Here is a 25103-nt window from a genome sequence, read left to right as displayed (position 1 = left end):
TGCTCACGCGTAAATATCGAGCACACCAGGGTCGCCACCGGCTTCGGCGATGCGCTGGTGGCGCTTTTTGGCTTCGGTGACCACAAACTCACGGTAATTCTCCTCGATGCTTGGGTCGAGCCCGGCATCGATGGCGACCTCTTTGAGCCGCTTGGCCTGCCGGTTTTCGCGTTCCCGATCCTCCGGTGCAAACCCGGCCTGAGCTTTCAAGACGCCGACCTCGGCGGTGTATTTGAAGCGTTCCGCAAGCAAGGAGACGATGGCCGTGTCCACGTTGTCGATGGACTGACGCAGCCGCTTGATGCGCTGAACGGCCTGCGCAGTCTCGGGGTTGATTCGCTCCTGCGCATCGTCGATGGTGGTGTCACGCCATCCGACGGTTTTTGAAGTGTCTTTGGCGCCATCGGCATTTGCGGCGTCGCCGGTGCTAGCTGCATTGTCCGTCGCGGTTGCGTCGTTGGTCTCGCAAAAATCAGTCATGTACTCACCATACGACAAGAGCCCCACCATTATTCATTGCGTTTGCGACGCCACATGTCACCAACGCGTCGCAAATGCAAGTAACTCTTGCACATCAGACGCAAAACCACTCAGCAGCGTCTCATTCACAATCCAATCTTGCAAACGAGACGCTTTGCCCTCGATAAGCGTCGCAAATGCAACGGCTCGCGACAGCGAATAACAAAAACGGGGAACCCACCGCTGCGATGGATTCCCCGCTATACATGTATTGAATGACAGCTAGATGTTATTGGCGTTCTGCTTGATGATCGCCTGGAGGAAGTCGCGGTTCGTCGCCGTCTTCTTCAGATTAGGCACGATGGTCTGATAGGCCTTCTCCGGCTCCATACCGCCAAGCAGACGACGCAGGCTGTAGATGACCGCCAGCTCGTCCTTCGGCGTGATGAGCTCCTCGCGGCGGGTGCCGGAGGCGTTGATGTCGATGGCCGGGAAGAGACGCTTATTGGCCAGGTCTCGCGAAAGGCGCAGTTCCATGTTGCCGGTGCCCTTGAATTCCTCGAAGATGACCTCGTCCATCTTGGATCCGGTCTCAACCAGCGCCGAAGAAATGATGGTCAGCGATCCGCCGTTTTCGATGTTGCGGGCCGCGCCGAAGAACTTCTTGGGCGGGTAGAGCGCCTGCGCGTCAACACCACCGGAAAGCACACGGCCGGAAGCCGGTGCGGCGATATTGTAGGCACGGGCGAGGCGGGTCATGGAATCAAGCAGCACCACCACGTCCTGGCCGAGTTCCACCAGGCGCTTGGCACGTTCGATAGCGAGTTCGGCGACGGTGGTGTGGTCGGAGGCGGGGCGGTCGAAGGTCGAGGAGATGACCTCGCCCTGCACGGTGCGTTCCATGTCGGTGACTTCCTCGGGGCGTTCATCCACAAGCACCACCATCAGGTGCACCTCAGGGTTGTTGACCGCGATCGAGTTGGCGATATTCTGTAGAGTAATGGTCTTGCCGGCCTTCGGCGGAGAGACGATCAGACCGCGCTGGCCCTTGCCGATAGGAGCGACGAGGTCGATGAGCCTGCCCATAATCTTGTTCGGCGTGGTCTCCTGCTTCAAGCGCTCCTGCGGATACAGCGGGGTGAGCTTGGAGAACTGCGCACGGTTGGCAGCGTCCTCGACACTCATGCCGTTGATGGTCTCGATGGATTGCAGCGGCACGAACTTCTGACGCTGGTTGCGACGTTCGCCTTCGCGAGGCTCACGGATGAAGCCCTGCACGCCGTCGCCCTTGCGCAAGCCGTACTTGCGAATCTGACCCATGGAAACGTAGACGTCGTTCGGCCCCGGCAGATAGCCGGAAGTGCGGATGAACGCATAGGAATCGAGCACGTCGACGATACCTGCGACGGGAACCAGCCCTTCCTTGGAATCATTGCCGCGACGGTCGCGCGCGTCCTCTTCGTTCATACCGTCGTTGTTGCTGTAACGGTCGGCGCGTTCCATACGATCATTGCGATCGTTGCGATCCTTATAGTCATAATTGTTGTTGCGATCGCGCCCGCGCATCCTGCGCTGGTGCCGCTCGTTTCCGCGATCCTCGCGGTTGTAGCGATCGTTGCGACGGGTGTGGCGGACGAACTCACGACGGGGCTCTTCCTCTTTGACGTCGTTGGCGTTTCCCTCGTCATTGCCGACAACAGGCAGCGTCGCGAGAATATCGTCCAAATCGCGAACCTCGTTGGAAGCGGTATCGTGACGGGACTGCTGCTCGGCGCGATAGTTGCGGCGGCGGGGGCGTTCCTCGTTGCCCTCTTCCATTTCACGTTCACCGCGACGGTGCGCGACGAATGACCGGTTACGACGGTGCAGAGGTTCTTCATTGTCAAAAAGCCTGGGCTCTTGCGACGCACGTTCTTCCTGGTTTTCCTGCTTTTGCGAACGTTTTGCATTCACATCAATCGAGGAATGCCGAATGGCCCTGACCGGTGCCTTCTCGCGTTTTTCGGCGTTGCCCGACATAGCGTTTCCGGATTTGCGGGCAGGAACGGATTCCTTGCTTTCTCGGCTTGACGGTTCGTCGGCAGGTTTGGAAGCAGGAGCCTGCTTCTGCGCGACTTTGGATGTATCGTTATCGACGCTCTTCTTTTCAGCGGTTTTAGGCGCGGCCTTGGGGGCACGAACCGTGACGCCGCTGGGCGCCTCGCCGCCTGTTCTTGCGGCTTGAAGGGTGGCGAGCAATTCCGGCTTACGCATCGTTGACGTACCGCGAAGCCCCATCTGCTTGGCGAGCGTCTTCAGCTCAGGCAGCTTCATATCCTCAATATTCTGGCTAGTTGCCACGATAATGTTGCCTTTCCTTGACTTCCTACGGCATTGCCCGGAAGCTTAATGAAAAAGATGCGGTATATTTTATAAACCGCGTATGAATGTTCGATACCAACATGTGGTTTTCGAACTTTCCTTTAGCGTACAACCGATGTGCGACCTTCGCTACGCTCAAGGCAAGCGCGTGTCGGAAAACACAAAAGGCGAACGTCCCGTTTGGAACATTCGCCTTAAGCAAGGTAAAACCAGTTATCGGTTACTTCTCCTCATGGTAGGACTTTTCGGTGTTGACCGACCAGACGTTCTTCTTGTCGGCGCGACCGGACTTGATATTGCCCACAGCCTCCATCGCACTGGCCATGGAATGGTCCTGGTTGTTGTAGCGATGCTGGCCGTTGCGGCCGACGCAATACAAATTGCCAAAGGAATCGAGATAATCGATCAGCTGCGGCATCTCGTCGTAGGTGTCGAAGTAAGCGGGGTACGCCTTCTTGACGTGCTCGCGGTGGGAATCCAGGACGTCCTCGGGACCGTTGATCACGCGCATGCGGGTCAGCTCCTTGATGGCGAACGTGGTGGCTTCCTCGTCGCTCATATTCCAGAAGTCGTCGCCTTCCTCGCAGAAGTACTCGAGGCCAATCCAGACGGTGTCGTCCACATTCTTGACCATATACGGGCTCCAGTTGTTGAAGATCTGGATACGACCGACCTTGTAGCCCGGGTCCTGCACGTAGATCCAGCAGTCCGGCACGATGGGCGGGTTACCGAGCGTCTTCATGTCGGTGGTGTTCTTGAGCCTTAGATGCTTGACCAGCAGACCGACGGTGACGAAGTCTCGGTACGGCAGCCCGTTGGCGATGCGCTTCATGTCAGCGGGTACGTCTTCCGAGGTCGTGGCGACTTCCTTGGAAGGAGCCTTACCTGCGTTGCCCTTGGAATCGGAATCCTTACCGGCCTCGTCTTCCTTGGCCGCACGATCGATGGCATTGACCAGATCCTTGACCGGCATCGAGGAGATAAAGTCGTCGGCCGCAAGCTCGACGCGCTTGCCGTCGGCATCCTCGTAGACCACGCTCAAAATGCTGCCGTCGTCCTTCTGGCGCAGCTCGACAACGTTCGCGTCGGTCAAAACCTTGCCGCCGCCGTCGATGACCTGGCCCTCGACGATTTCCCAGAGCTGGCCCGGGCCGAGCTTCGGGTACCAGAACTCCTCAATCAGCGAGGTCTCCACATCCTTGGAATCCCGCTTCTTCGGCATCATCTTTTGGATGGCGTTCTTCAGCACGGAAATGACGCTCAGGCCACGCACACGCTGTGCGCCCCAATCCGCGGAAATCTCGGCGGGGGTACGGCCCCACACCTTGGTGGTGTAGCCTTCGAAGAACATCGAGTAGAGCTGACGGCCGAAACGGTTGATATAGAAATTCTCGAGATTGTCTTCGGGCAGCTTGTGGATCATGCTCCACAAATAGCTGAACCCGGCCTTCAACGTCAGCTTCAGGCCCAGCGCCTTGAACAGGCCCGGGGAAAGGGAAATCGGATAGTCCAGGAAATGCCGGTTCCAGAAAATACGAGAGACGCGATGGCGCTTGAGCATCACCACATCCGTCTTCTCCGGATCCGGGCCGCCGGGCTCAAGGTCATGGTGGCGGCCGAGCTTCTTGTCGTCATAAGACGGGGCGCCCTGCAGCGGCATGATGTTCTTCCACCAGTCCATCACGCGGTCGTCCTTCGAGAAGAACCGATGCCCGCCGATATCCATGCGATTGCCGTTGTGCTTGACGGTACGGCTGATGCCGCCGAACTCGCGCGTGGCCTCCAAAACGGTCACATCATACTTTTCGGCGCCGCCGTCCTTCAAGAGCTCCCAAGCCGCCGTGAGACCCGCAGGACCGCCCCCGATAATCACTACAGACTTTTTATCCGCATCCTCAGCCACAACTGCCTCCCGAAAAATACATACCTTGAAGCCGATACGCCCCATTACACAAGTCAGAACCAGCCTACACGAAAGCGCAAACCAGACCAATCAATCCCATATAACATACACGAACATTCTCCAAGTTCGCTGGAAATTAAATCACTTTGGAAAACTAACTCACGATGGAGGGGAAGATATACTTCGCTCGGGACGCTCCTGGCTGAACCGTTAAGCGAAAAGCCCTGTGGGCTTTTCGTAGGTTCAGTGAGCGCGATGTACGAGCGCGAAGGCAGAATTTCCAATTCTGCACAGGCTGTGTCTTACGCCCGAGCAAAGCATATCTTCCCCTCCATCTTCAACAATCAACTGTTAATAAAGGGTTTTTAACCAATAAGAGTCTTTTTTTATTCGCTTAAAAGTGCCCTCAGAACTTCGACATCGATTCAGTCGTCTCCTACTTGATTCTCCGGCTGAGGTGGCGGGGAGAAATATATGCGTTGTTTGACCGTAAAGACTCGGCCTGTGCAAAATTAGAAATTTTGCCTTCGCGCTCGATACATCGCGCTCACTTCGCCTACGAAAAGCCCACTGGGCTTTTCGCTTAACGGCTCAGCCCGGAGCGTGTCGAGCAATGTATGTCTCTGCCTCCCAGACCGTCAGTTGTAACTGTTTCTAAGCCAAAGAATCAGGAATATCGATGTCGGACTTCTGCACTTCCTCTACGTTGACATCCTTAAACGTAACAATCCTCACGTTCTTGACAAACCGCGAGGAACGATACACGTCCCAGACCCACGCGTCGGTGAGCTGCACGTCGAAATAGACATCCTGCCCGGCGGAGCGTACGTTGAAATCGACCTTGTTGGCCAGGTAGAAGCGTCGTTCCGTCTCCACGACGTAGGTGAAGAGCTTGATGACGTCGCGGTACTCCTTGTAGAGCGCCAGTTCGGCGTTCATCTCGTAATCGTCGAGATCTTCAGCGCTCACCTGTCGCTACCCCCTGATTTATCGGTTGAAGCCGTCTTGCGGTCGGCGTCGCCATTGTTCTGGCCGTTATGGCCAAGATTACGCCACCACGCCTTTTTCGATTTCTTGCTTTGCGTGGCCGAATAAGGCCATGACGTTTCGGAATCATCGTCGGCATTGCGCTTGTGGGCATTATGTCGCGCTTCACTCTTTGAAGATGGCGAAGAGAAATCTTGCGAACGGGTTTTATCCCTAGCCTCGTCGCCCTTTGAATCGGCGTTGCGAACGGATCGATTCACGGTGTCTTTTCCACCGTTTTGACCATCGCGTTCGGGCTCTCGGTCATTGCCCAGCCCGGTAGCGGGACGAGAGGATTCGTTTCTTTCGGTTTCGCCGCAACTGGCATCGGCACCGGCCACATCGGACTTGTCTTTTCTGGCTTTGTGCTGCTTGATTTCGATGGAATGTTCCCGCGCGGCCATGGCTTCCTTGACACCGGGGTTGCCTTCGATGACATGCATGCCGAAGGCGTCAAGCGAACGAATCGGATCGTATTCATCGGCAAGAGTATCAAGAACTATCAAATCCTGATACTTGCCAATGGAGGCGTCCCACAGCGAATCACGCGAGGTGCCGGATTTAATGAAGCCAAGAGATTGATACACGGAAAGCGTACGCGAGCTCTTCTCCGGCACGGCCACCCAGATTCGGTGCATGCCAAGGCCGACCGGCGGGGCGGCGAAACCATAGGTCATCACACGTGGCATCGCGTCGCGGGAATAGCCGCGGCCGCGGTAATCCTTGCCGAGCATCACCTGAATTCGGGCGGAACGTGCCCATGCGTCGATATCGATCAGGAAAATCATGCCGATGACGTTGTCGGTGGCACCGGCATCGATCTTGCCGTCGATATCGTGGTCGGCGTCCGTCAAAATCGCCCAGGCCATCGTGCGACGGGCCTCTGGGTCGCCTACTCCCGAATCGGAGGCGGCGATGCCGTTGACCCAGGCCACGGAACGCTTGACCCAAGCCTGTACGACGGCGCGCTCGGACTGCTTGTCTTTGCCGGTGTCGCCGGAAGCGTTGAAATAAACCTCAAGTTGATCGAGCTTGGGAATATCGTCGAGGGTGGCGGGGCGCAAATGCACCATTTCACCACGAATCTCCGGAATAACGATACGCTTGGGCAGCTGTCGCGCCGTCGCATCATCCACTGCGGGAATTTCGGAGTTTTCAGACATCGTCACTCACCCTCCAACAAACTCGAGACACACCTCACTACTACGATAGTGTATTCGACTGACGAGCGGAAGGGCCATACAAAGCCGAAAGTACAGTCAGTGAGGAAGAAGCACATAGCCACTGCAGCGAAGTGCAGCCCGGCGCGCAAAATGGCCTCGTGGCATAGATCACGAGGCCATTGAGAAACCTACTGTGGATTGGAATCAATCGACACAACTGCGTTCAGCGTTGGAACCTGCCCTGCTTGTATTGCGCAGTGACCACCTTGCGGTGAGTGTAGAACTCCACGGAATCCTTACCGTTGGCGTGCAGATCGCCGTAGAACGAATTCTTCCATCCGGAGAAGGCATAGAAGGCGACGGGTGCGGGGACGCCGAGATTGACGCCGAGCATACCTGCGTCGATGTTCTCGCGGAAGTAACGGATGGCGTCGGCGCTGTTGGTGAACAGGCATGCGCCGTTCGCCAGTTTGCTGCTGTTGGCCACGCTCACGGCTTCCGGCAAGTCCTTGACCCTGATGATATCGACGACCGGGGCGAAGATCTCGTCGGTCCAGATCGACATGTCAGTGGTGACGCCGTCGAAAATCGTGGGTCCGACGAAATAGCCTTCGCTTGGCAGGTTTTTGCGGCCATCGAGCAGAAGCTTGGCACCGGCCTTGACGCCGGCATCGATGTAGTTGAACGTGCGCTGCTGGGCTTCCTTGCGGATGACCGGGCCCATGAAGTAATCGTCCTCGCAGGTGTTGCCCATCGAAAGCTGCGAGGCCGCGTTGACGAACTTGCTGACGAACTCGTCCGCCACGGAATCCTGAACCACAATGACCGAACCTGCCATGCAACGCTCGCCGGCGGAACCGAAGCCGCCGCCGATGGTTTTCTCCACCGCGTCGTCGATGTCCGCGTCGGCGAGCACGATGCTGTGGTTCTTGGCTCCGGTCAGGGCCTGCACCCGCTTCATGTTGCTAGTTCCGGTCTTGTAGACGTAACGACCCACGGGCTCGGAGCCGACGAACGAAATCGCCTTGACAGTCGGGTTCTCCAGAAGGCCATTGACCACGTCCTTGCTTCCCTGCACGATGTTGAGCACGCCGGCAGGCACGCCCGCTTCGACGGTGAGCTCGACGACCTTGCCGATCAGGTTCGGGGTCTTCTCGGAAGGCTTCAGAACCATGGTGTTGCCGCAGGCGATGGCCATGGGGAACATCCAGAACGGCACCATCATCGGGAAGTTGAACGGGCAGATTCCGCCGCACACGCCTATCGGATAGCGATAATTGGTGACCTCCACATCCGTGGCGACCGTGGAGAGGCTGTCGCCCATCAGAAGGTTCGGGATGCTGGCGGCGTGCATCACGTTCTCGATGCCGCGCCCGACCTCGCCCAGCGCCTCGGCGTGGTTCTTGCCGTTCTCCAACGTGATGATGTCGGCCAGCTCGTCCTGATGCTGCTCAAGCAACTGCTCAAGGCGGAAAAGGATGCGGGCCCGCTTGGTGACCGAGGTTTTGCTCCAGGTCTTGAAGGCTTCGGCCGCGTTGTCGACCGCCGCGTCGAGTTCGGCCCGGGTACTCAGCGGCACCTTGGCGATGACCTCACCGGTCGAGGGATTGTAGACATCGAGCATATCCGTCGATGAGCTCTGCACCCATTGCCCGCCGACGAAGTTCTTGATGATTTTCACTTCACTGCTCATTTCCATACTCCTTTGTGATGGATTTACATCTGTCCGGACACGTCGTCTGGACATCATGCTGTGTGGCAAAAGTCATTCTAAATAAAAATTCTCACAAAATACACTATTCTATATATGTAGACGCGGTTCATAAACAAAGATGTTTTACGCACCAGCCCAAGGAAGGAGACTGCGATGGAACAGCACCAACAGCATCATACGAACGTTGACCCAAGTGGGGTGAAACCGGTCAAATCCGCCGCGAGGACGGTGCTGATCCTCGAATATCTGGCCAAGCACGCGGAGTCTCCCAGCACTTTGACCGAACTGTCCGCCGCCATCAAAGCCCCGCGCAGCAGCACCTACGCCCTTCTGCGCACGCTGATCGATTACGGGTGGATACGTTCGGACCATCCCGGCAACCTATACAGGCTCAATCTGCGGACGCTGCTGGTCGGGGAATCCTACCTGGACGCGGACCCTTACGTGCGTATCGTACGGCCGATACTGGCGGATCTGAGCCGCAAGGTGACCGGTACATTCAACATGTCGCGCATGGACGACGGGCGCATGGTCTACCTGCTCACCCAGGAATCAAGAAGGGATTCGACCTTGCTGCCACGAATCGGACGCTGGCTGCCCGCCTACGCCACCGGGTCGGGCAAGGCATTGCTCGCGATTCGCGGCAAGGCCGACATACCGGCTAAAAGACCACCCATCACGGCGAAAACCATTACGGACATGAAGGAGCTGACGGCCGACCTCAACGCGACCAGGCAGCGTGGCTATGGGCTGGAAGTCGACGAAAACAACCTAGGCTACTCCTGCGTCGCCGTGGCACTGCGCTACCAGTCGCCGCCACAGGACGCCATCAGCTGCACGCTGAGAACGAAGGATTTCACCGAGAAGCGACAACATACCATCATCGATGCACTGATGGAGGCACGCGACAAGATTGAAAAAGCCGCGCCTCTGCCGGGGACCTGGTATTGAAAATCCAAGGATGGACGTTCCGCAGCCGAATAGAAATATCCAAAAGTGTTAAAAACATCACTTAGTCAATATCTCTTAGTTAATTGACTGCCAGAACGACGAATACATAAACGCAAGGTATCGAAACGCGTGGTGAAGGAACGGACCGAACCCGACCAAAACATAAGGCCGGCGGCGACTTACCCGCGTCTAAGCACCTTAACGATGCTTGACACGGGAAGCCGCCGCCGGCACATACAGGAAGGTTTCACGACAGCGATAATCTCATGTTTTACTTCTTCTCCGCCTCCCTCTGGTCGCGGGCCAAATCCTCCATCAGGATGCGGTCGCGGGCGCGGATGGCCTCCGTGGCCTTGTCGCCGCTCCAGTCGTAGAATCCGTGGCCGCTCTTGGCGCCCAGGTTGCCCTCGGCGACCTTCTCCTTCAGGGTCGGGTCCTCGCCGGTATTGTTGGCCAGATCGTCGTAAAGATACTTCGAGATGTTGTCGAAGATATCGAGGCCGCCCTGGTCGATGCCTTCCAGCGGGCCCACGATGGACCAACGGCGTCCGAGGCTGTACTTCATGATGTCATCGACGGCCTCAGGGGTTGCGATGCCACGCCGGACGATTTCATTCTCCTCGCGGATGACGGCCATCTGCAAGCGGTTGCCGACGAATCCCAGCGATTCAACCTTCAGCGGCACCGCGTGCTTGCCAAGGCTGTTCATCAGGTTGACGGTGACATCGACGGTTTCCTGGCTGGTGTGCTCGCCCGGGACGACCTCGACCAGCGGCATGAGCTGGACGGGATTCCAGTAATGGGCCACCACGAAACGTTCGGGGTGCTTGAGGTTCTTGGCGATTGCGCTCGGGCTCAGGCCGGAGGTGTTGGTGGCGAGAATGGTGTCGTCGTCCACCACCGCTTCGGCCTTCTCCCACGATTCCTGTTTGACCTCGAGGTTCTCGAAGACACATTCGGCGATGTAGTCAACGCCGGCAAGATCGGCGTAATCGGTGGTCGGATGAACGCGGGCGATGATGGCGTCCTTGTCTTCTTTTACCACCCCGCCGTCGATCATGGTGGTCAAATCGCGGTCAATCAGGGAAAGACCGCGTTTCAGCGCTTCATCGGTGGCATCGACCATGGTCACGTTGTAACCGTGAATGGCGAATTCCATCGCGGCGGCATGTCCCATGGTGCCGGCACCCAGCTGGCCGATCCTGTTTCCTATGGTTTTCATTGTTAGCTCCTTTGCCGAAACCGGTTTTGTTTTTTGCGTAAGGCCCTTCTTTGTAGTCTTATCGCACTCCGCAAACGCTTTCCGGTACCGATAAAACCGTCAACCGTTTGAGGTAATTGCCATGCTATTGGAGCATTGGGGAAATGCCCTATCGTTTAGCCTGCAGCATTATTATTTGACATTTCATAATCACAGAAGCGCATAGGTGAATCTTGATAGTTCAAACCATATCGAACAGATAAAAACACTGGTGCCCGGTCAGAAAGTGACCGGGCACCAGTTGAGCCTATGAAAACCCTTGGGCTTATGAGCCAAGAACCTGAACGCTTAAGTCAGAACTCGCACGCCAAACCTGCGGTTCGGCCTTCGCGCTCGTACTTCGCGCCCACCTCGGCTACGCGAAGCCCACAGGGCTTGGAAGCAGGAACCTGAACGTCCATACCGAGACTCGCACGCAGAATCTCACGATTCTGCCTTCGCGCTCGTACATCGCGCTCACTTCAGCTACGCGAAGCCCACTGGGCTTCGCGCTTAACGCTTCAGCCCTTCATTTTCTTGATGACCAGAGCGCTGACGGCCTTGGCATCGGCCTGGCCGTGGGTGGCGCGCATGACGGCGCCGATGATGGCGCCCATCGGCTTCATGTTGCCGCTCTTGAGCTTTTCGGCCACATCCGGGTTGGCGGCAAGCGCGTCGTCAATCGCCTTGTCGAGCGCACCGTCGTCGGAAACGACCTGATAGCCGTGCTTCTTCACGACTTCATCAGGCGTGCCTTCGCCGGCGAGTACACCGGTGACGGTCTGCTTGGCAAGCTTGTCGTTGAGTTTGCCGTCGGCGACAAGCTTCTCGACCTCGGCCACATCGGCCGGGGTGATCGGCAGCTCTTCAAGCGAAAGGCTGCGCTCGTTGGCGACGCGGGAAATCTCGCCGAGCCACCATTTGCGGGCACCGGCTGCACTCGCGCCGTCTTTGACGGTCTCTTCGACCAGGTCAAGCGCGTCGGCGTTGATGATGTCACGCATCTCGAGGTCGCTGAGTTTCCATTCGGACTGCAGACGGGCGCGGTGCTCGCGCGGCATCTCCGGCATGGTCTTGGCGATTTCGTCGATGTGATCCTGCGTGATGTGGAGCATCACAAGGTCGGGATCCGGGAAGTAACGGTAATCGTTCGCGTCGGACTTCACACGACCGCCGGCCGTGGTCTGCGTGGCCTCGTCCCAATGACGGGTCTCCTGCAGAATCTCGCCGCCCTCGTCCAGGATGGCCGCCTGACGACGAATCTCATACTGCAAAGTCTTCTTGATGCCACGGAACGTGTTGACGTTCTTGGTCTCGCTACGAGTGCCGAGCTTGGTCTCGCCCTTCTTGCGCAGCGAAATGTTGACGTCGGCGCGCATGTTGCCCTGCTCCATACGGCCGTGGGAGATGCCCAGGGCACGCACGATGTCGCGGATGGCGCGCATGTAGGCGTCCGCAATCTCCGGGACGCGGTCGCCGCCGCCTTCGACGGGCTTGGTGACGATCTCGATGAGCGGAACACCGGCGCGGTTGTAGTCGACCAGCGAATGGTCAGCACCTTCGATACGGCCGTCGGCACCACCCACGTGGGTGTTCTTGCCGGCGTCGTCCTCGATATGCGCGCGCTCGATCGGCACGCGGAAGGGGGTGCCGTCGTCAAGCTCGATATCGAGATAGCCGTTGCCGTTGGTCGGCTTGTCGAATTGCGAGATCTGATAGTCGCGAGGCATGTCCGGGTAGAAGTAGTTCTTGCGTGCGAACTGGCTCCACTCGTTGATCTGGCAATGCAGCGCCAGACCGAGCTTGATCGCGAAATCGACGGCGGTCTTGTTGACCACCGGGAGGCTGCCGGGCAGGCCGAGGCTCACCGGGGTCAGTTCCGTGTTCGGTTCCGCGCCGAACTCTTCGTGCGCCGGGCAGAACAGCTTGGTCTGCGTGCACAGCTCGACGTGGGTTTCCAGACCGAATACCGGGTCAAATTCCTTGACGGCATCGGAATACTTCATCAATTTTTCAGCCATGATTTTATGCTCCTTGCCGTCCGATTACTTTGCGTTCCCGAGCCACGGGGTCTTGAGGGACTGCCAAATCGGGCCACCCCACTGTTCCTCGAGCGCCGCTTCGAGCGCGGCCGCAGGCTTGTACATCTGCTCGTCGTGCTTCTGCGGGGCCATGAACTGGAAGCCGACCGGCAGGCCGTCGTCCGAAAGCCCTGCGGGAATGCTCATCGCGGGGGTTCCGGCCATGTTCGCCGGAATCGTAGCGACATCGCTCATGTACATGGTCAGCGGATCGTTCATCTTCTCGCCGAACTTGAACGCGGTGGTCGGCGAGGTCGGGGCGACCAGCACGTCGGCCTTTTCGAACGCCTTCTTGAAGTCGTCGATGATCAGGGTGCGAACCTTCTGCGCCGAACCGTACCACGCATCGTAGTAACCGGCGGAAAGCGCATAGATGCCGAGGATGATACGACGCTTGACCTCGTCGCCGAATCCGGCCTCACGGGTGTAGGCCATCATGTTGGCGGCGGTCTGCGGCACACCAACCGGGGGCATCACGCGCAAGCCGTAACGCATGCCATCGTAACGGGCCAGATTGGAGCTGACCTCGGAAGGCATGATGATGTAATACGCTGCGAGCGCGTAATCGAAGTGCGGGCAATCGACCTCAACCACTTCGGCTCCCATATCCTGCAGCAGCTTGACCGCTTCGTTGAAGCGAGCCTCGACGCCGGGCTGGTAGCCGTCGCCGCTCAGTTGCTTGACGAGACCTACGCGCACGCCCTTGAGGTCGCGCTTGTAGCCTTCGCGGGCAGCCTTGGAAATCGGCGGAACATCCATAGGAATGGATGTGGAATCACGCACGTCGTGGCCGCCGATGATCTCCTGCAACAGTGCGGAATCAAGCACATTGCGAGAGACCGGGCCGATCTGGTCGAGCGAGCTCGCCATGGCGATCGCGCCAAAGCGGGAAACGCCGCCGTAAGTGGGTTTGACGCCGACCGTGCCGGTGAGGCTACCGGGCTGGCGAATCGAGCCGCCGGTATCGGTGCCAAGAGCAATCGGGGCCTCGAACGCAGCGACCGCGGAAGCGGAACCACCGCCGGAGCCGCCAGGAACGCGCTCGGTGTCCCAAGGATTGTGGGTCGGGCCGTACGCGGAATGTTCCGTGGAGGAACCCTGCGCGAATTCATCGAGGTTGGTCTTGCCGAGCAGCGGCATGCCAGCAGCCTTGAGCTTCTTGATGACCGTGGCGTCGTACGGCGGAATCCAACCTTCGAGAATCTTCGAGGCGGCGGTCGTGGGGATGCCCTTGGTGACGATCATGTCCTTGATGGCGATCGGCACACCGGCAAGTTCCGGCAGACCTTCGGTCTCCCCCGCAGCGTTCTTCTTGTCGAATTCGTCGGCTTGGGCACGAGCCTCGTCGGCGGAAACGTGGAGGAAGGCGTGCAGATCCGGCTCGGCGGCGTTAATCACGTCGAGTTCGGCGTCGACCAGCTCGCGGCTGGAGACTTCCTTGTTGCGAATCTTCTCCGCCATCTGCGCGGCGTTGAGCTTCACCAGTTCGTTTGTTTCGGCCATCACTCGTCACCTCCAAGGATTCGCGGCGCCACGAACATACCGTCTTCAGTGGCGGGAGCGCCGGAAAGCGCCTCTTCTCGGGTCAGCGGCTTTTCTGGGACATCGGGGCGCAGGTACGCCTCGAGCGGGACCGGGTTGGCAGTGGGTTCGACGTCGTCGGACGCGACTTCCTGCACCTTGTTGATGGAATCGGCGATGACGTTCAACTCGCCTTGCATGCGGGTCGCTTCCTCGTCGGTGAGCGCGATCTGGGCGAGATGACCCAGATGCTCGACTGTTTCTCTTGTGAAAGTAGGCATAACCTTAACTATATGAGTCGTCTGTGACGTTCAAGTGACGAGTATTCGCCAGCAAAAGCCTCATCCCGATAACGAATGTGTCAGTATTCCGGCGACTTCTGCGGGTAACAAGACAATCCTGCGAGAAAACGTACGTTTCAGAGATCCAAAACGTACGTTTTCTAGCGGAACTGTCTTGTTGCTAGCGGAACTGTCTTGTTTCTAGCGGAACTGTCTTGTTACTCGCATAATTGTCTTGTTTCTAGCGGAATCTCCCGCATACAGGGCAATTTACCGGTTACCGCATCAGTCCGTCACTTCACATCGCGTTTGCGCACGATAATCGTCCCGACAACGTAGAAGACCGCAGCCCAAGCCAGCACGAGAAGCCCGCTCTGCCACCAGTTGGGGACGAACCAGCCCTTAGGCAATGGGCTCGGAGCCGACGGGGTTGGCCCCGCCATGAACGTGTCGACCAGGCTGGAAGGCATCAGATTCGAAAGTTCCAGCGCCCATTTCATGTGCTTCGAAAGACCATAAATGATGCCAAGCACCGAAGTGGCCATGGTGTAGATGGCGATGAAAACGACCACACCACCAGCGGTCGAACGGATCATCGCGCCGAGGCCGAGCGCAAACTCAGCGATCAAAGTCACCATCGCGGCGCCGCCAAGAACGACGATCAACGGGAGCCAGTGTTCCTTTGAAGTAAGCGGCGTCTGCTTGCCGCCGCTGAGCATGACCTCCACCAAACCCCAGGAAACGAGCAATGTCACCAGAGACAGCACGAACGAATAAATGGCCACCGCAATGGCTTTGGCGTTCATGAACATCACACGGCGGGGATTGACCACCAGTGACATCTGCACCGACGAAGTCCCGTATTCACCGGTGATCGAGAGGATGGCGACCACACCGATCAGGATGAAGGCGAAGGCCATGCTTTGGGCGACGCAGTTGAAGAGCTCCGTGCGCGGAATCGGGGCAGCCGTAGCCATCCATTTGCCTCGGGCGTCGTAATGGCTCTCCTGTTTGATGCTCCACGCAAACATGGCTGCGAAACCGATGGTCAGCAGGAAGGAGATGCCGGAAAGCCACCAGGTTGAGGCGATGCTGAACAGTTTCAGCAGTTCGGCGCGGATACTGCCGAAGAAACTCAGATGCACGTGGGCCATGCTGCGATTCTGGTTGAAGTTCTTAGGACGCTGGCTGGATTTTGCCAATTGCTGGTTTTGCACGGGCTTTTCGGCCACCGCGTTTGTTGTATTTACTGCGTTTGCGGCGTTGATTGCGTTCACCGCGTTTTTAGTGTTCGTTTCGTTTGTTGCGTTCATTGTGTTTACAGCGTTTGTTGCGTTCGTCGCATTCGTCGCGTTCGTCGCATTCGCTGCATTCGCTGCATTCGCTGCGTTCGTCGCGTTCCCCGTCACCATATTCATCACGTTTATATTCGCAGTACTTGTTGCACTCGTCGTATTTGTCATCACCGCTTTCGCGTTTGTTGCGCTTGTCATGTTCATATTCGCGGTGTTCACCGTCATCATGTTCGCCGTCATCGTATTTGCCGTCATCATGTTTGCCGTCATCGTATTCGTCGTCATCGTGCCTGCCCTCCGTTCTGCTGCGCTACGTGAGTGCCGTTCTGCTGCGCCGCATTGCTGTATTGAATCGGCTGCTGGCCGGGCAATTCGTGCGTGGCATATTGCACCTGCGAATGGGTGAGCGCCATGTAGGCGTCTTCCAACGAAACCTTTTCCTCGACCAGTTCGTAGGTCACCAGTTGCGCCTGGGCGAACACCTGGGCTGCCGCCTTAAGGTCGGCTCCGCTGATATGGAACACGGCACCTTCGCGCGGGTCGGAGGCGGAGCGTTGGTCGGATTCCACCTTCACTTGCGGTGCGTTGGCGAAGATGGCGATCAGCTTCTGTGGCTCCGGAGTGACCACGCGAATGGAATTGCTCGAATGTTCGGCGACGAAATCGTTGACGGTGGTTGTTTCGAGAATTTTGCCTTGCCCGATAATGACCAGATTATCGGCGGTAAGCGCAACTTCACTCATCAGATGCGAGCTCAACAGCACCGTACGGCCCTCGCTGGCACAATAGCGGCAGAGTTCACGCACCCACTTGACGCCTTCAGGGTCCAAACCATTGACCGGTTCGTCCAGTACCAGATTGTGCGGGTCGCCCAAAAGCGCGGCGGCGATCGAAAGCCTCTGGCTCATGCCCAGCGAGAAGTTGCCGGCTTTGCGTTTTTTGACGCTGGTGAGGCCGGTCATATCGATGACTTCGTCGACGCGACGCTTGGAAATGCCATTGGTCAACGCCAGCGAGCGCAGATGGTCGTAGGCGGAACGGTTTTTATGGGCGGATTTGGCATCGAGCACCGCGCCGACGCAGGTCATCGGAGCGCTGGACTTGCGGAAATCACCGCCATCAATGAGCGCACGGCCGGAATCGGCGGAAATCAAGCCAAGCGCCGCCCGCATCGTTGTGGACTTGCCTGCACCGTTGGGGCCAAGAAAGCCAGTGACCTTGCCATCGACGGCGGTGAAGCTGACATTGTCAAGCGCGACTTTGGAGCCGAACCGCTTGCACAGATTGGTAATTTGAATCATGTTATGAATATAACATGCCGGCAACGGTGCCATTGCCCATTCCGGGGACGTTTCAGGGTCTGTTCAGGGATAAATCAGGGTTTAATTTCTTCGCTATTCATAAACTTCAACGAGCAGTCCTGACGAGTTTTGAAGCAGCTTCAGATTTTGCTTCTTCCGCGTGCTTTTGTCGATAATATTCGCGAACTTGGTTAATCGCCGTACGTTCCTCATCAGTCATGGGATGCATCTGGATAACCGGGTCTATCGGCCCCCGCCACTCGCCGCTTTCATATTCAGCAGCCTTTTCGTCAAGCTGCTGAGGCGTAAAACCGAATTGTTTCTCAATTTCTTCGCTGTTCATTATCCCTCCTTAATAAGCTCTTACTTCTTTAAGTGTACGCTCCGATGGCGGAATCATCGCGTGAAAAATAAGAAAATTACCATTCCCGTCAATAGTTGCTACCATCTCCAATAGCCTGCCGTTGCCGTCCAAACCAATGGAAGCCCAGTCGCCATTAGGCCGGCGAGGCCCCACTAATAACTTTGCATGCCAAGCAGCTCTCACATCATCATCAGTTAACTCCGGATGGCGTTGGTGAATTCTTGGGTCAACCACAGGATTTTCGTACGTTTCATTCATACCTCTATTCCACACGACGAAAGCGTTGGGACGCAAGCTAAAACGGGTACTGTGGTCGAATGATAGGGGTTATCCACATTTGAGGCGTGTCGAGGGGTGAACGCCCGAATCATCCACATTTGTGCACAAAACCAAAGAGAGGATTCGTCATTATTCACCATTGGAAACAATGCAATCCATTCTTACACAATATTCGAAAATTCGTGGAAAAATTCAGATGTCATTTGAAAGAATGGCTTCATTCCAAGACATTGCCTATGCCATGAAACGAAGCAGATAATTCTGTGCTACTTCACATCACGCTTGGATACTGCGAACACGCCCAGTCCAAAAATCAACGCGGCCCAGAACATCACGGCAAAACCGTTACCCCAGAAAGAGCCCAATACCATTTCCGGACGGGTCTTGTCGTCAGAAAAGACACTCAAAATGCGGCATATCTGAGGAATAAGCCAGCCTTTGCTGTCGGACATGAACATGCGGGGCCCGCGAAGGAAATTCATCACTGCGAAAGTCGGTACATACGTCATATATGCCTTCGCGCCCGTACTGAAAGCCTGGATGAGCATCGAGGGGAATGTCAACAATATCAGCGTTGCGACCGTGCTACCGATCATGGATCTGCAGATGGCGGCAACGCCCATGCCGATGAGCGTGACGCACGACATCATTATCGGGCCGCCGACGAAAGCGAGCAAAGCCATCACCATGCTTCCCGGCAACACCTCAACAGAACCGTATCCCGCCAACGTCGACAGGCTATGCAGCCAAGCTGTCGGAAAAGCAAACGCATATCCCACAATCGTGGCAAGCGAGACATAGATGCAGGCGGATACCGCTTTGGCCCCCATAAACATCGGACGTCGCGGATTCGCCATCAACGAGGAATCGATGAGCGTCGAGGAATACTCTCCAGCAACGGCAATGACGCCAAAAACCGCGGCGAAAAGCGATACCATCCACATATTGCCGGCCAGATGGAACCATACCGTATAAGTACTGGTGGTGAGCTGTGAATCATAGCCTTCAGGTATCAATGCGAACAAAGGCATGCAGACAACGATAAGGCCGACAATCCACCATGTTGACTTGAAGCTTGCAAGCTTGACCAACTCACAAGCCACCGATCTGCCAAAACTCACGTGCATGGACTGCGGCGAACCGGGCACGGCGGCCTGAACCGGATTCGATGGACGGATCGGCAACGACATTTGCGGCACAGTGGGCTGATTGGTTATTGCAAACCGGTTTGAGGGTTGCGGGGCCTGCTGACCGGCGGGAACGAAGCCGCCCAGGGGCTGCGGGGTTGTTACAGGCTGAGAGGTCGCAGTCGGCAGATTGGCCGGAGGACGATTGACCGCAGGCTGATTGACGGGAAACCGGTTGACAGGAGTCTGCACGGCAAAGGGCTGTGCCACCGGCTGAGGAGCGTATTGTCCTTGCCCATGGGTCAAAGCCAAGTAGGCGTCCTCAAGAGAAACCGCTTCATCCGACAGTTCATACACCGTAAGCTGAGCCGATGTAAACGCATGAGCCAATGTCGCCTCATCGGCACCGAAAAGTCGCCAGACGCTGCCTTGCCTGCTGTCTGTGGGAATACGGCCAGCTGCTTCCATGCGCAGGCCGGGGATAGAGGCGACCACAGCTGAGAGTTTGTTGACGTCATCTACCGCCACACGTATCGCATGCGAAGAATGACGGGCGACAAAATCATCAACGGTCGATCGCTCGAGAATGTGCCCCTGGCTGATGACCACCAAATCATCTGCCGCAAGCGCAACTTCGCTCATCAGATGCGAACTGAGCAATACGGCGCGCCCTTGCTCGGCGAACATACGACACAGATCACGTACCCACTTCACGCCTTCGGGGTCGAGCCCGTTGACCGGCTCATCGAGCACGAGGTTGTGCGGGTCGCCAAGCAAAGCGGCGGCGATGGAAAGCCTTTGATTCATACCCAACGAAAAAGTGCTGACCTTGCTGTTTTTCACCGCTTGAAGACCAGCCAGTTCAAGCACCTCGTCAACACGACGATCCGGTATGCCATTGCTCATCGCCAATGTATGCAAGTGGGAATAAGCGGTCCTGTTCTTATGCGCCGACTTGGCGTCCAATACCGCGCCAGCGAGGTTCATCGGCACACTCGCCTTGTTGAACGGGACACCGTCAAAGATCACCTGGCCGGAATTTGGTTTTGCGAGACCCATCGCGACACGTATGGTGGTCGATTTCCCGGCACCGTTGGGGCCTAGAAAACCGGTAACCCTGCCATCCAGCGCAGTAAAATCGACATTGTTCAGCACCGTAGCCTGACCAATGACTTTACTGACATGTTCTATGGTAATCACAGCAGCATCGCATCTTTCACATTGAATTAGTTAAGTATAATATGTTAATAAATATCATACTTCAATTAATGCAAAGACGCAGTCTACCGAGTCTTTAGTGCAGATGCTGGGAAATCCAGCAGTGCATCGCCACCGCGGCGGCGGCACCGGCGTTGATCGAGCGCACCGAACCGAATTGGGAGATGTAGACCACGTCATCGGCCAGTTCCAAGGCCCGCTGCGAAAGGCCTGGGCCTTCGGCGCCGAAAAGCATCAGGCAACGGCTCGGGAAACGGTAGGTTTCCATGGGTACCGCACCCGGGATGATGTCGAGCGCGATGACGCGGGAGGCTTTGGCATTCTCGGCGATGCGGTGGTATCGGGCCTTGTCCACGCGAAATTCGGCCTTGGCTTCATTGGCTTGCGCCTGCTCGATTTCCTCGGCGATTTCCTGCTTCCAGCTGGCCACTAGGTCTTCGATGGAAGGATGATGGTCGACGTGCTGGTAGAGCTCCGTCATCAGCGCGCCTTTGCGGTTCCACTTGTGCGGGCCGACGATATGCACCTTGCGGGCGGCAAAGGCGTTGGCCGTGCGCACCATCGAGCCGATGTTGAAATCGTGCGTCCAGTTCTCGACGGCCACTTCGAAGTCGTGACGACCCTGCTGGTCGAGGTCGGCTTTGATGGCGGCCACCGACCAATAACGGAACCTGTCGAGCACATTGCGACGGTCACCGTTGTCCAGCAGTTCCGAATCGTAGCGCGCGTCGAAATTCGGAGATTGCGGGTTGTCGGGGCGAGGTTCGTCCGGATGGGTTTGCGACCATGGGCCGACGCCGATCTCGCGGAACACCGGTTCGCCGGAAGCCTGCGCTGCAGCGGTTATGGGATTGGGTTCGCGCATATCAGTCGATACTCCCCTCGGCCAGTGCATCAAAACCAGCACCAATCAGAGATATATTACTAATGGATTTCAAATACTTAATCGCTTTGGAATGCACATGTCTGAAGTCCGCACTTCCGAGAGATTTGAGACATTCAGCATTATCGGAATGCGATAGGTTGCAATTTCCGTGACAAACTTCGGTATTGAGATTCGACCTGTACATATTCAGTCGGTTCTCTTCGTTTTAGTTGCACCACCACGCAACTCATCCTCGTCGAAAGCTCTTACGAACGGAAGACTGCGTCCCTCACCGGTAACAGGATTAATCACCTTGATATTGCTGGCATCCGCGTCACCGCTGACTCCTCCGATAAGCGAGGCGACGGCAATGACATCGGCACCCTCGTGCTCAACGACGCTGAAGTCAAGGCTCAACTCGTTGCCGTTGCGCAAGGTGACCAGTGACGAAGTCTGCACATACGATTTTTCGGAAAGCCAGGAATCAAGCAACACCACACGTTTGCCGGCGATCGACGGGCCTTTGATCGAGGGATAGACGAAATCCATGACGAAGCCGTCGGGTTCATGTCCGCGAGCGTGAGCCGCTTGCATTACGGCAGTGACCATGGGTACGGCGGCTGCGGTCAATGCACCAACCGCGTCGAAATGATCAAGAGTGAAGCCACGTTTCTCAAGCGCATCGAGCAAAGCATCACCGATCAGTTCGGCACCGCGATGGTCAAGACTCACACCAAACAACTCGCTGAACGGTTTCTGCTTTACCGCTGTTTGCAGGAGCGTTTGCAATTCGCTGTTGCCTCGCCCGTTGCCGTTGCTTTCGCCCCCGCTTCCGGCTTCTGTCTCGACTCCACCGTTTTTGGCATTCATTATTCCTGCTCCCCCGACTCAAGATTCAGTTCGGGCGCGGTCAGCTCGTGGACGTCCGTCTTTTCGGAATCGACCATCTCGACAGGGTCGATGACCTTGCTCGAATCAATCTTCTGCATTTTACGCGCGGTGACCAACACACGCGATTCCAATGACGAGGCAAAGGCGTTGTAGGCCGAAACCGTGCGGGTAATGGAATGGCCCAATTTATTGGCCTTGTCGCCCAAAACCGCGAAGCGCTCGTAGAGTTCGCGCGAAAGGTCAAAGAGCATCTTGGCATCGTCGGTGAGGCTCTGCTGCTGCCAAGCGAAAGCGACCGACTTCAAAACGGCCCACAACGTGACCGGCGAGGTCAGCGCGACTTTACGAGCGAAGGCGTCATCCATCAACGTCGGGTCGACCTTCAGCGCGGATTCAAGCAGGGCGTCGTTGGGAATGAAGGCGATGACGAAATCGGGAGTGGTGTCGAAAGCATTCCAATAGGCCTTGTCGCCCAAGGTCTTGACGTGTTCGCGCAACGCTTTGGCATGCGCCTGAAGCAATTGGTCGCGGCGCTTGAGCTCGTCTTCTGGCGCGGTGTCGGGAATTTCGCACGCACGCTGGTAATCGGAATACGGGGCCTTCGCATCGATGGGAATGGTCTTGCCACCAGGCAGATAGACCACCATATCTGGCCGTTGTACGCGGCCTTCCGGGTCGGTGACGACCACCTGCGTATCGAAATCGACATGTTCCAAAAGCCCTGCCGACTCGACGATGTTGCGAAGCTGCGCCTCGCCCCAAGCGCCACGCACCTTGTTGTTGCGCAACGCAGCCGAAAGTGAGCTCGTCTCCTTGTCCAAACGGGTCTGCTGGTCGTTCAAACCCTTGAGCTGCTGGCCCAGGGAACCCATCTCCTGCTTGCGGCCTTCCTCGATCTGCGTGACCTTTTGCTGCAAGGCGTCAAGGTTCTTCTGCACGGGCGCGAGCGCCGAAAGCACCTTGCTCTGCTCGGCCATCGCCTTGGCTTGTTCGGCCTGCTTGCGCGCTGCGGTCTCGCGTTCCTGCTCCTGCTGCCTCTGCACACGCAGTTGCTCGGCCTGCTGGGCCTGCGCCAACTGGGATTTGACGAACGCGAGTTGCTGGTTCAATCCATCGCACTGCGTGCGATATTGCGCGGCCTGCGTGGTCAGCTCCCCCACCTGGCGCCGAAGCTCATCGTTCTGCGCCTGCGCCTCTTGCATGTCGGAGTTTTTGACGTCTCGCGCGGTTTCCTGGCCCTTGGATTTGCCCAGCACAAATCCGGCCACCAGCCCCAGCACCGCTGCGAGTATGACCAATATAATTGCCACTACAGGATTTTCGAACATATGTTCTATTACACAGGATGCCTTGGACGAAACCCACACGGCAATAACAACAACCAAGACCGTCCATATCGAAACCAATAATCTTGCGGCAACAGGGCTCCCTGCCCATCCTGTCAAGCGGATAACCCTATGGCTTCGCCGATGCCATACCAACGTAAGACAAACGCGTATGATATGTCTGACCCCAGGTAGGACGTGCGTATATCTCGTGTCAATCAGCGTGTCGCACGGGATATAGTCACACAAAACTGCGATGATGAAGAGACAACCAAGGAGGGACCATGGGATTCGACTTATTCATGGGCGGTTTGGCGGTGGTGGCCGCCGCGCTGGCCACATGGCTCATCATCCTCTTTTTCCGCTCGCCCACATCGGCGCAATCCTCGGTCGAAACAGCGTTGCAAGGGCTGCGAAATCCCAATGCACCCTCCGATAATCCTTCAATTTCGACGGGCAGGGGACACAACGGCAATACAACCAGCAATCAAGGCGAACCTACAAGGCAAAATATAGCAGTCGGCCAAAGCGACGCCGGAAACAAAGCACAATCCGAACAGGCCCGAACCAGTGAAGCCCCGGAGATCGAGGCTCAGATTTCACGCATTACACGCCTGCTGATTTTTGCAATCGTGCTTACTGTAATCGTCTTCATCCCCTCGCTGTTGAGCCGCTTCAGCACCTCTTTTGTTCCGAGCTGGTTGGTCAACCCATGGCTGCAAGCCATCCTGACCACACCGACGATGTTTTGGTGCGGCGCGCCGATTCATCGCGAAGGCTGGCATGCGCTTGGCCGACACGCCCCGGACGTCAATTCGCTGATTTCACTTGGAGCAACCGGCGCTTTCATCTACAGTTTCATAATTTGCGTGGCCCGCAGCCAGTTCCCGGAAGGCTCGCGGCACGCGTATTTCGGCGGGGTCAACCTCATTATCACTTTGGCGCTGGCCATTGAGCTGGTTGAACTGCTAATTATCCAGGACGTCGAAAAATCTCAAAATTCGATTAATCCGGCAATCATGTCACAGACCGCTTCCGCGACCACAAAAGCCTCCGTTTCAAACGAAGGCTCACCTTCTGCAACAAACTACGGCTCCGCCCAAGGGGCCCGGACTTCGTCGGTCGGCGTGAAAGCTTCCGTATCCAAGAACAATTCACCTCTAGACCCTCAAACCTCAGGCGCAACGACTATCGCCACAAACGCAGGTGCCACAGCCCACGCCATCGCCGACCGCGCCTTCAACACGCTTATCGCCGGCATCAGGAAAATAGCTCATTTCACGCGCATCTTCGTCATCACCGTCATCATCATCGCCGTCTGGGCGTTCGCGCTGTTGGTGGTATTTGGCCCGCAGCCGCGCCTGACGTTCGCACTGTTCGGAGGGGTCGGCGTACTGGTGATCGCAGGGTTCATCCTTGCGATTCTCGCGCTTGTCCTTATCATCAACGGCCGCAGAAAAGCACAGCGCGACAATATCGATTAAGGCAGCGAGCGGAAAGCAGTGCCGGTTCGTAACGGATATATCCATACCGCTTACACAAATCCATGCGACTACGCAGCGCGAAAAGATTTTACGCGTATTTCTGAAGCTCACTGCCAAGGGCGGGATAATACCCATCCGATAGATTGTTGGAATTCCGCCATTTCTCAGCGTCGCAAATTACTTTTTCAACCGATTTCACAGCACGGAATGGATTCTATAAACATTTTCACCGCTCGCTGCTACGAGTCGAATAT

Annotated in this window: 20 protein-coding genes; 2 read left to right on the top strand and 18 right to left on the bottom strand. The window is 56.8% G+C overall.

Annotated features, from left to right (window positions below):
* Positions 1 to 3: 3 nt before the first annotated feature.
* The 6 genes from OZX67_RS01470 to OZX67_RS01445 all read right to left on the bottom strand — a co-directional run bounded on the left by OZX67_RS01470 (position 4) and on the right by OZX67_RS01445 (position 8605).
* Positions 4 to 480, bottom strand: a complete 477-nt coding sequence (locus tag OZX67_RS01470) for a chorismate mutase (protein ID WP_277143501.1) — start codon at positions 478 to 480, stop codon at positions 4 to 6.
* A gap of 261 nt (positions 481 to 741) precedes the next feature.
* Positions 742 to 2799 (bottom strand): transcription termination factor Rho, encoded by a 2058-nt coding sequence (gene rho / locus OZX67_RS01465; RefSeq protein WP_277143499.1) that lies wholly within the window; start codon positions 2797 to 2799, stop codon positions 742 to 744.
* A 241-nt stretch (positions 2800 to 3040) separates the two neighbouring features.
* Positions 3041 to 4723 carry an NAD(P)/FAD-dependent oxidoreductase gene (locus OZX67_RS01460; RefSeq protein ID WP_277143497.1) on the bottom strand — a complete coding sequence of 561 codons (1683 nt, stop codon included), beginning with the start codon at positions 4721 to 4723 and terminating at the stop codon, positions 3041 to 3043.
* A 654-nt stretch (positions 4724 to 5377) separates the two neighbouring features.
* Positions 5378 to 5692, bottom strand: coding sequence for a DUF2469 domain-containing protein (locus OZX67_RS01455; RefSeq protein ID WP_277143495.1), 315 nt, complete (start codon positions 5690 to 5692; stop codon positions 5378 to 5380).
* On the bottom strand, positions 5689 to 6912 hold the full coding sequence (locus tag OZX67_RS01450) for a GNAT family N-acetyltransferase (protein WP_277143493.1): 1224 nt from the start codon (positions 6910 to 6912) through the stop codon (positions 5689 to 5691). The genes OZX67_RS01455 and OZX67_RS01450 overlap by 4 nt, the downstream gene beginning before the upstream one ends.
* 223 nt (positions 6913 to 7135) lie before the next feature.
* Positions 7136 to 8605, bottom strand: coding sequence for a CoA-acylating methylmalonate-semialdehyde dehydrogenase (locus OZX67_RS01445; RefSeq protein ID WP_277143492.1), 1470 nt, complete (start codon positions 8603 to 8605; stop codon positions 7136 to 7138).
* A 174-nt stretch (positions 8606 to 8779) separates the two neighbouring features.
* Between OZX67_RS01445 and OZX67_RS01440 the strand changes: the two genes are divergently transcribed.
* Complete coding sequence (locus tag OZX67_RS01440; RefSeq protein WP_277143490.1) at positions 8780 to 9577, top strand: IclR family transcriptional regulator; 798 nt, start codon at positions 8780 to 8782, stop codon at positions 9575 to 9577.
* Between the two features lie 271 nt (positions 9578 to 9848).
* Here OZX67_RS01440 and OZX67_RS01435 read toward each other — a convergent pair whose 3' ends face one another.
* The 12 genes from OZX67_RS01435 to rmuC form a co-directional block, all read right to left on the bottom strand.
* Positions 9849 to 10799, bottom strand: coding sequence for a 3-hydroxyacyl-CoA dehydrogenase family protein (locus OZX67_RS01435; RefSeq protein ID WP_277143487.1), 951 nt, complete (start codon positions 10797 to 10799; stop codon positions 9849 to 9851).
* A 539-nt stretch (positions 10800 to 11338) separates the two neighbouring features.
* Entirely contained in the window at positions 11339 to 12838 is a 1500-nt protein-coding gene (gene gatB, locus OZX67_RS01430; RefSeq protein WP_277143485.1) for an Asp-tRNA(Asn)/Glu-tRNA(Gln) amidotransferase subunit GatB, read from the bottom strand.
* Between the two features lie 24 nt (positions 12839 to 12862).
* Positions 12863 to 14401 carry an Asp-tRNA(Asn)/Glu-tRNA(Gln) amidotransferase subunit GatA gene (gene gatA, locus OZX67_RS01425; protein WP_277143483.1) on the bottom strand — a complete coding sequence of 513 codons (1539 nt, stop codon included), beginning with the start codon at positions 14399 to 14401 and terminating at the stop codon, positions 12863 to 12865.
* The gene (gene gatC, locus OZX67_RS01420; RefSeq protein WP_277143481.1) at positions 14401 to 14700 is read right to left on the bottom strand and encodes an Asp-tRNA(Asn)/Glu-tRNA(Gln) amidotransferase subunit GatC; all 300 of its coding nucleotides are present in this window, start codon (positions 14698 to 14700) and stop codon (positions 14401 to 14403) included. Before gatC ends, gatA begins: the two co-directional genes overlap by 1 nt.
* 293 nt (positions 14701 to 14993) lie before the next feature.
* The gene (locus tag OZX67_RS01415) at positions 14994 to 16280 is read right to left on the bottom strand and encodes an ABC transporter permease subunit (protein WP_277143479.1); all 1287 of its coding nucleotides are present in this window, start codon (positions 16278 to 16280) and stop codon (positions 14994 to 14996) included.
* Entirely contained in the window at positions 16277 to 17296 is a 1020-nt protein-coding gene (locus OZX67_RS01410) for an ATP-binding cassette domain-containing protein (protein WP_277143478.1), read from the bottom strand. Before OZX67_RS01410 ends, OZX67_RS01415 begins: the two co-directional genes overlap by 4 nt.
* A gap of 106 nt (positions 17297 to 17402) precedes the next feature.
* Entirely contained in the window at positions 17403 to 17639 is a 237-nt protein-coding gene (locus OZX67_RS01405; RefSeq protein WP_277143477.1) for a hypothetical protein, read from the bottom strand.
* Positions 17640 to 17648: 9 nt separating this feature from the next.
* Positions 17649 to 17918: a hypothetical protein gene (locus OZX67_RS01400; protein ID WP_277143475.1), complete on the bottom strand. Its 270-nt coding sequence runs from the start codon at positions 17916 to 17918 to the stop codon at positions 17649 to 17651.
* 287 nt (positions 17919 to 18205) lie between these two features.
* Positions 18206 to 20266 carry an ATP-binding cassette domain-containing protein gene (locus tag OZX67_RS01395; protein ID WP_277143473.1) on the bottom strand — a complete coding sequence of 687 codons (2061 nt, stop codon included), beginning with the start codon at positions 20264 to 20266 and terminating at the stop codon, positions 18206 to 18208.
* A 94-nt stretch (positions 20267 to 20360) separates the two neighbouring features.
* Positions 20361 to 21149, bottom strand: coding sequence for a TrmH family RNA methyltransferase (locus OZX67_RS01390; RefSeq protein WP_277143471.1), 789 nt, complete (start codon positions 21147 to 21149; stop codon positions 20361 to 20363).
* Between the two features lie 207 nt (positions 21150 to 21356).
* Positions 21357 to 22019: an orotate phosphoribosyltransferase gene (locus tag OZX67_RS01385; protein WP_277143469.1), complete on the bottom strand. Its 663-nt coding sequence runs from the start codon at positions 22017 to 22019 to the stop codon at positions 21357 to 21359.
* Positions 22019 to 23368 carry a DNA recombination protein RmuC gene (gene rmuC, locus OZX67_RS01380; protein ID WP_277143467.1) on the bottom strand — a complete coding sequence of 450 codons (1350 nt, stop codon included), beginning with the start codon at positions 23366 to 23368 and terminating at the stop codon, positions 22019 to 22021. The genes OZX67_RS01385 and rmuC overlap by 1 nt, the downstream gene beginning before the upstream one ends.
* A gap of 281 nt (positions 23369 to 23649) precedes the next feature.
* Here rmuC and OZX67_RS01375 point away from each other — a divergent pair, with 281 nt between their 5' ends.
* Positions 23650 to 24849: a hypothetical protein gene (locus OZX67_RS01375; protein WP_277143465.1), complete on the top strand. Its 1200-nt coding sequence runs from the start codon at positions 23650 to 23652 to the stop codon at positions 24847 to 24849.
* Positions 24850 to 25103: the final 254 nt, after the last annotated feature.

This window comes from Bifidobacterium sp. ESL0728 (assembly GCF_029392015.1).
Taxonomy (GTDB): Bacteria; Actinomycetota; Actinomycetes; order Actinomycetales; family Bifidobacteriaceae; genus Bifidobacterium.
Note: the sequence above shows the minus strand (reverse complement) of the source record. Positions and strands in the feature narration are given on the sequence as shown.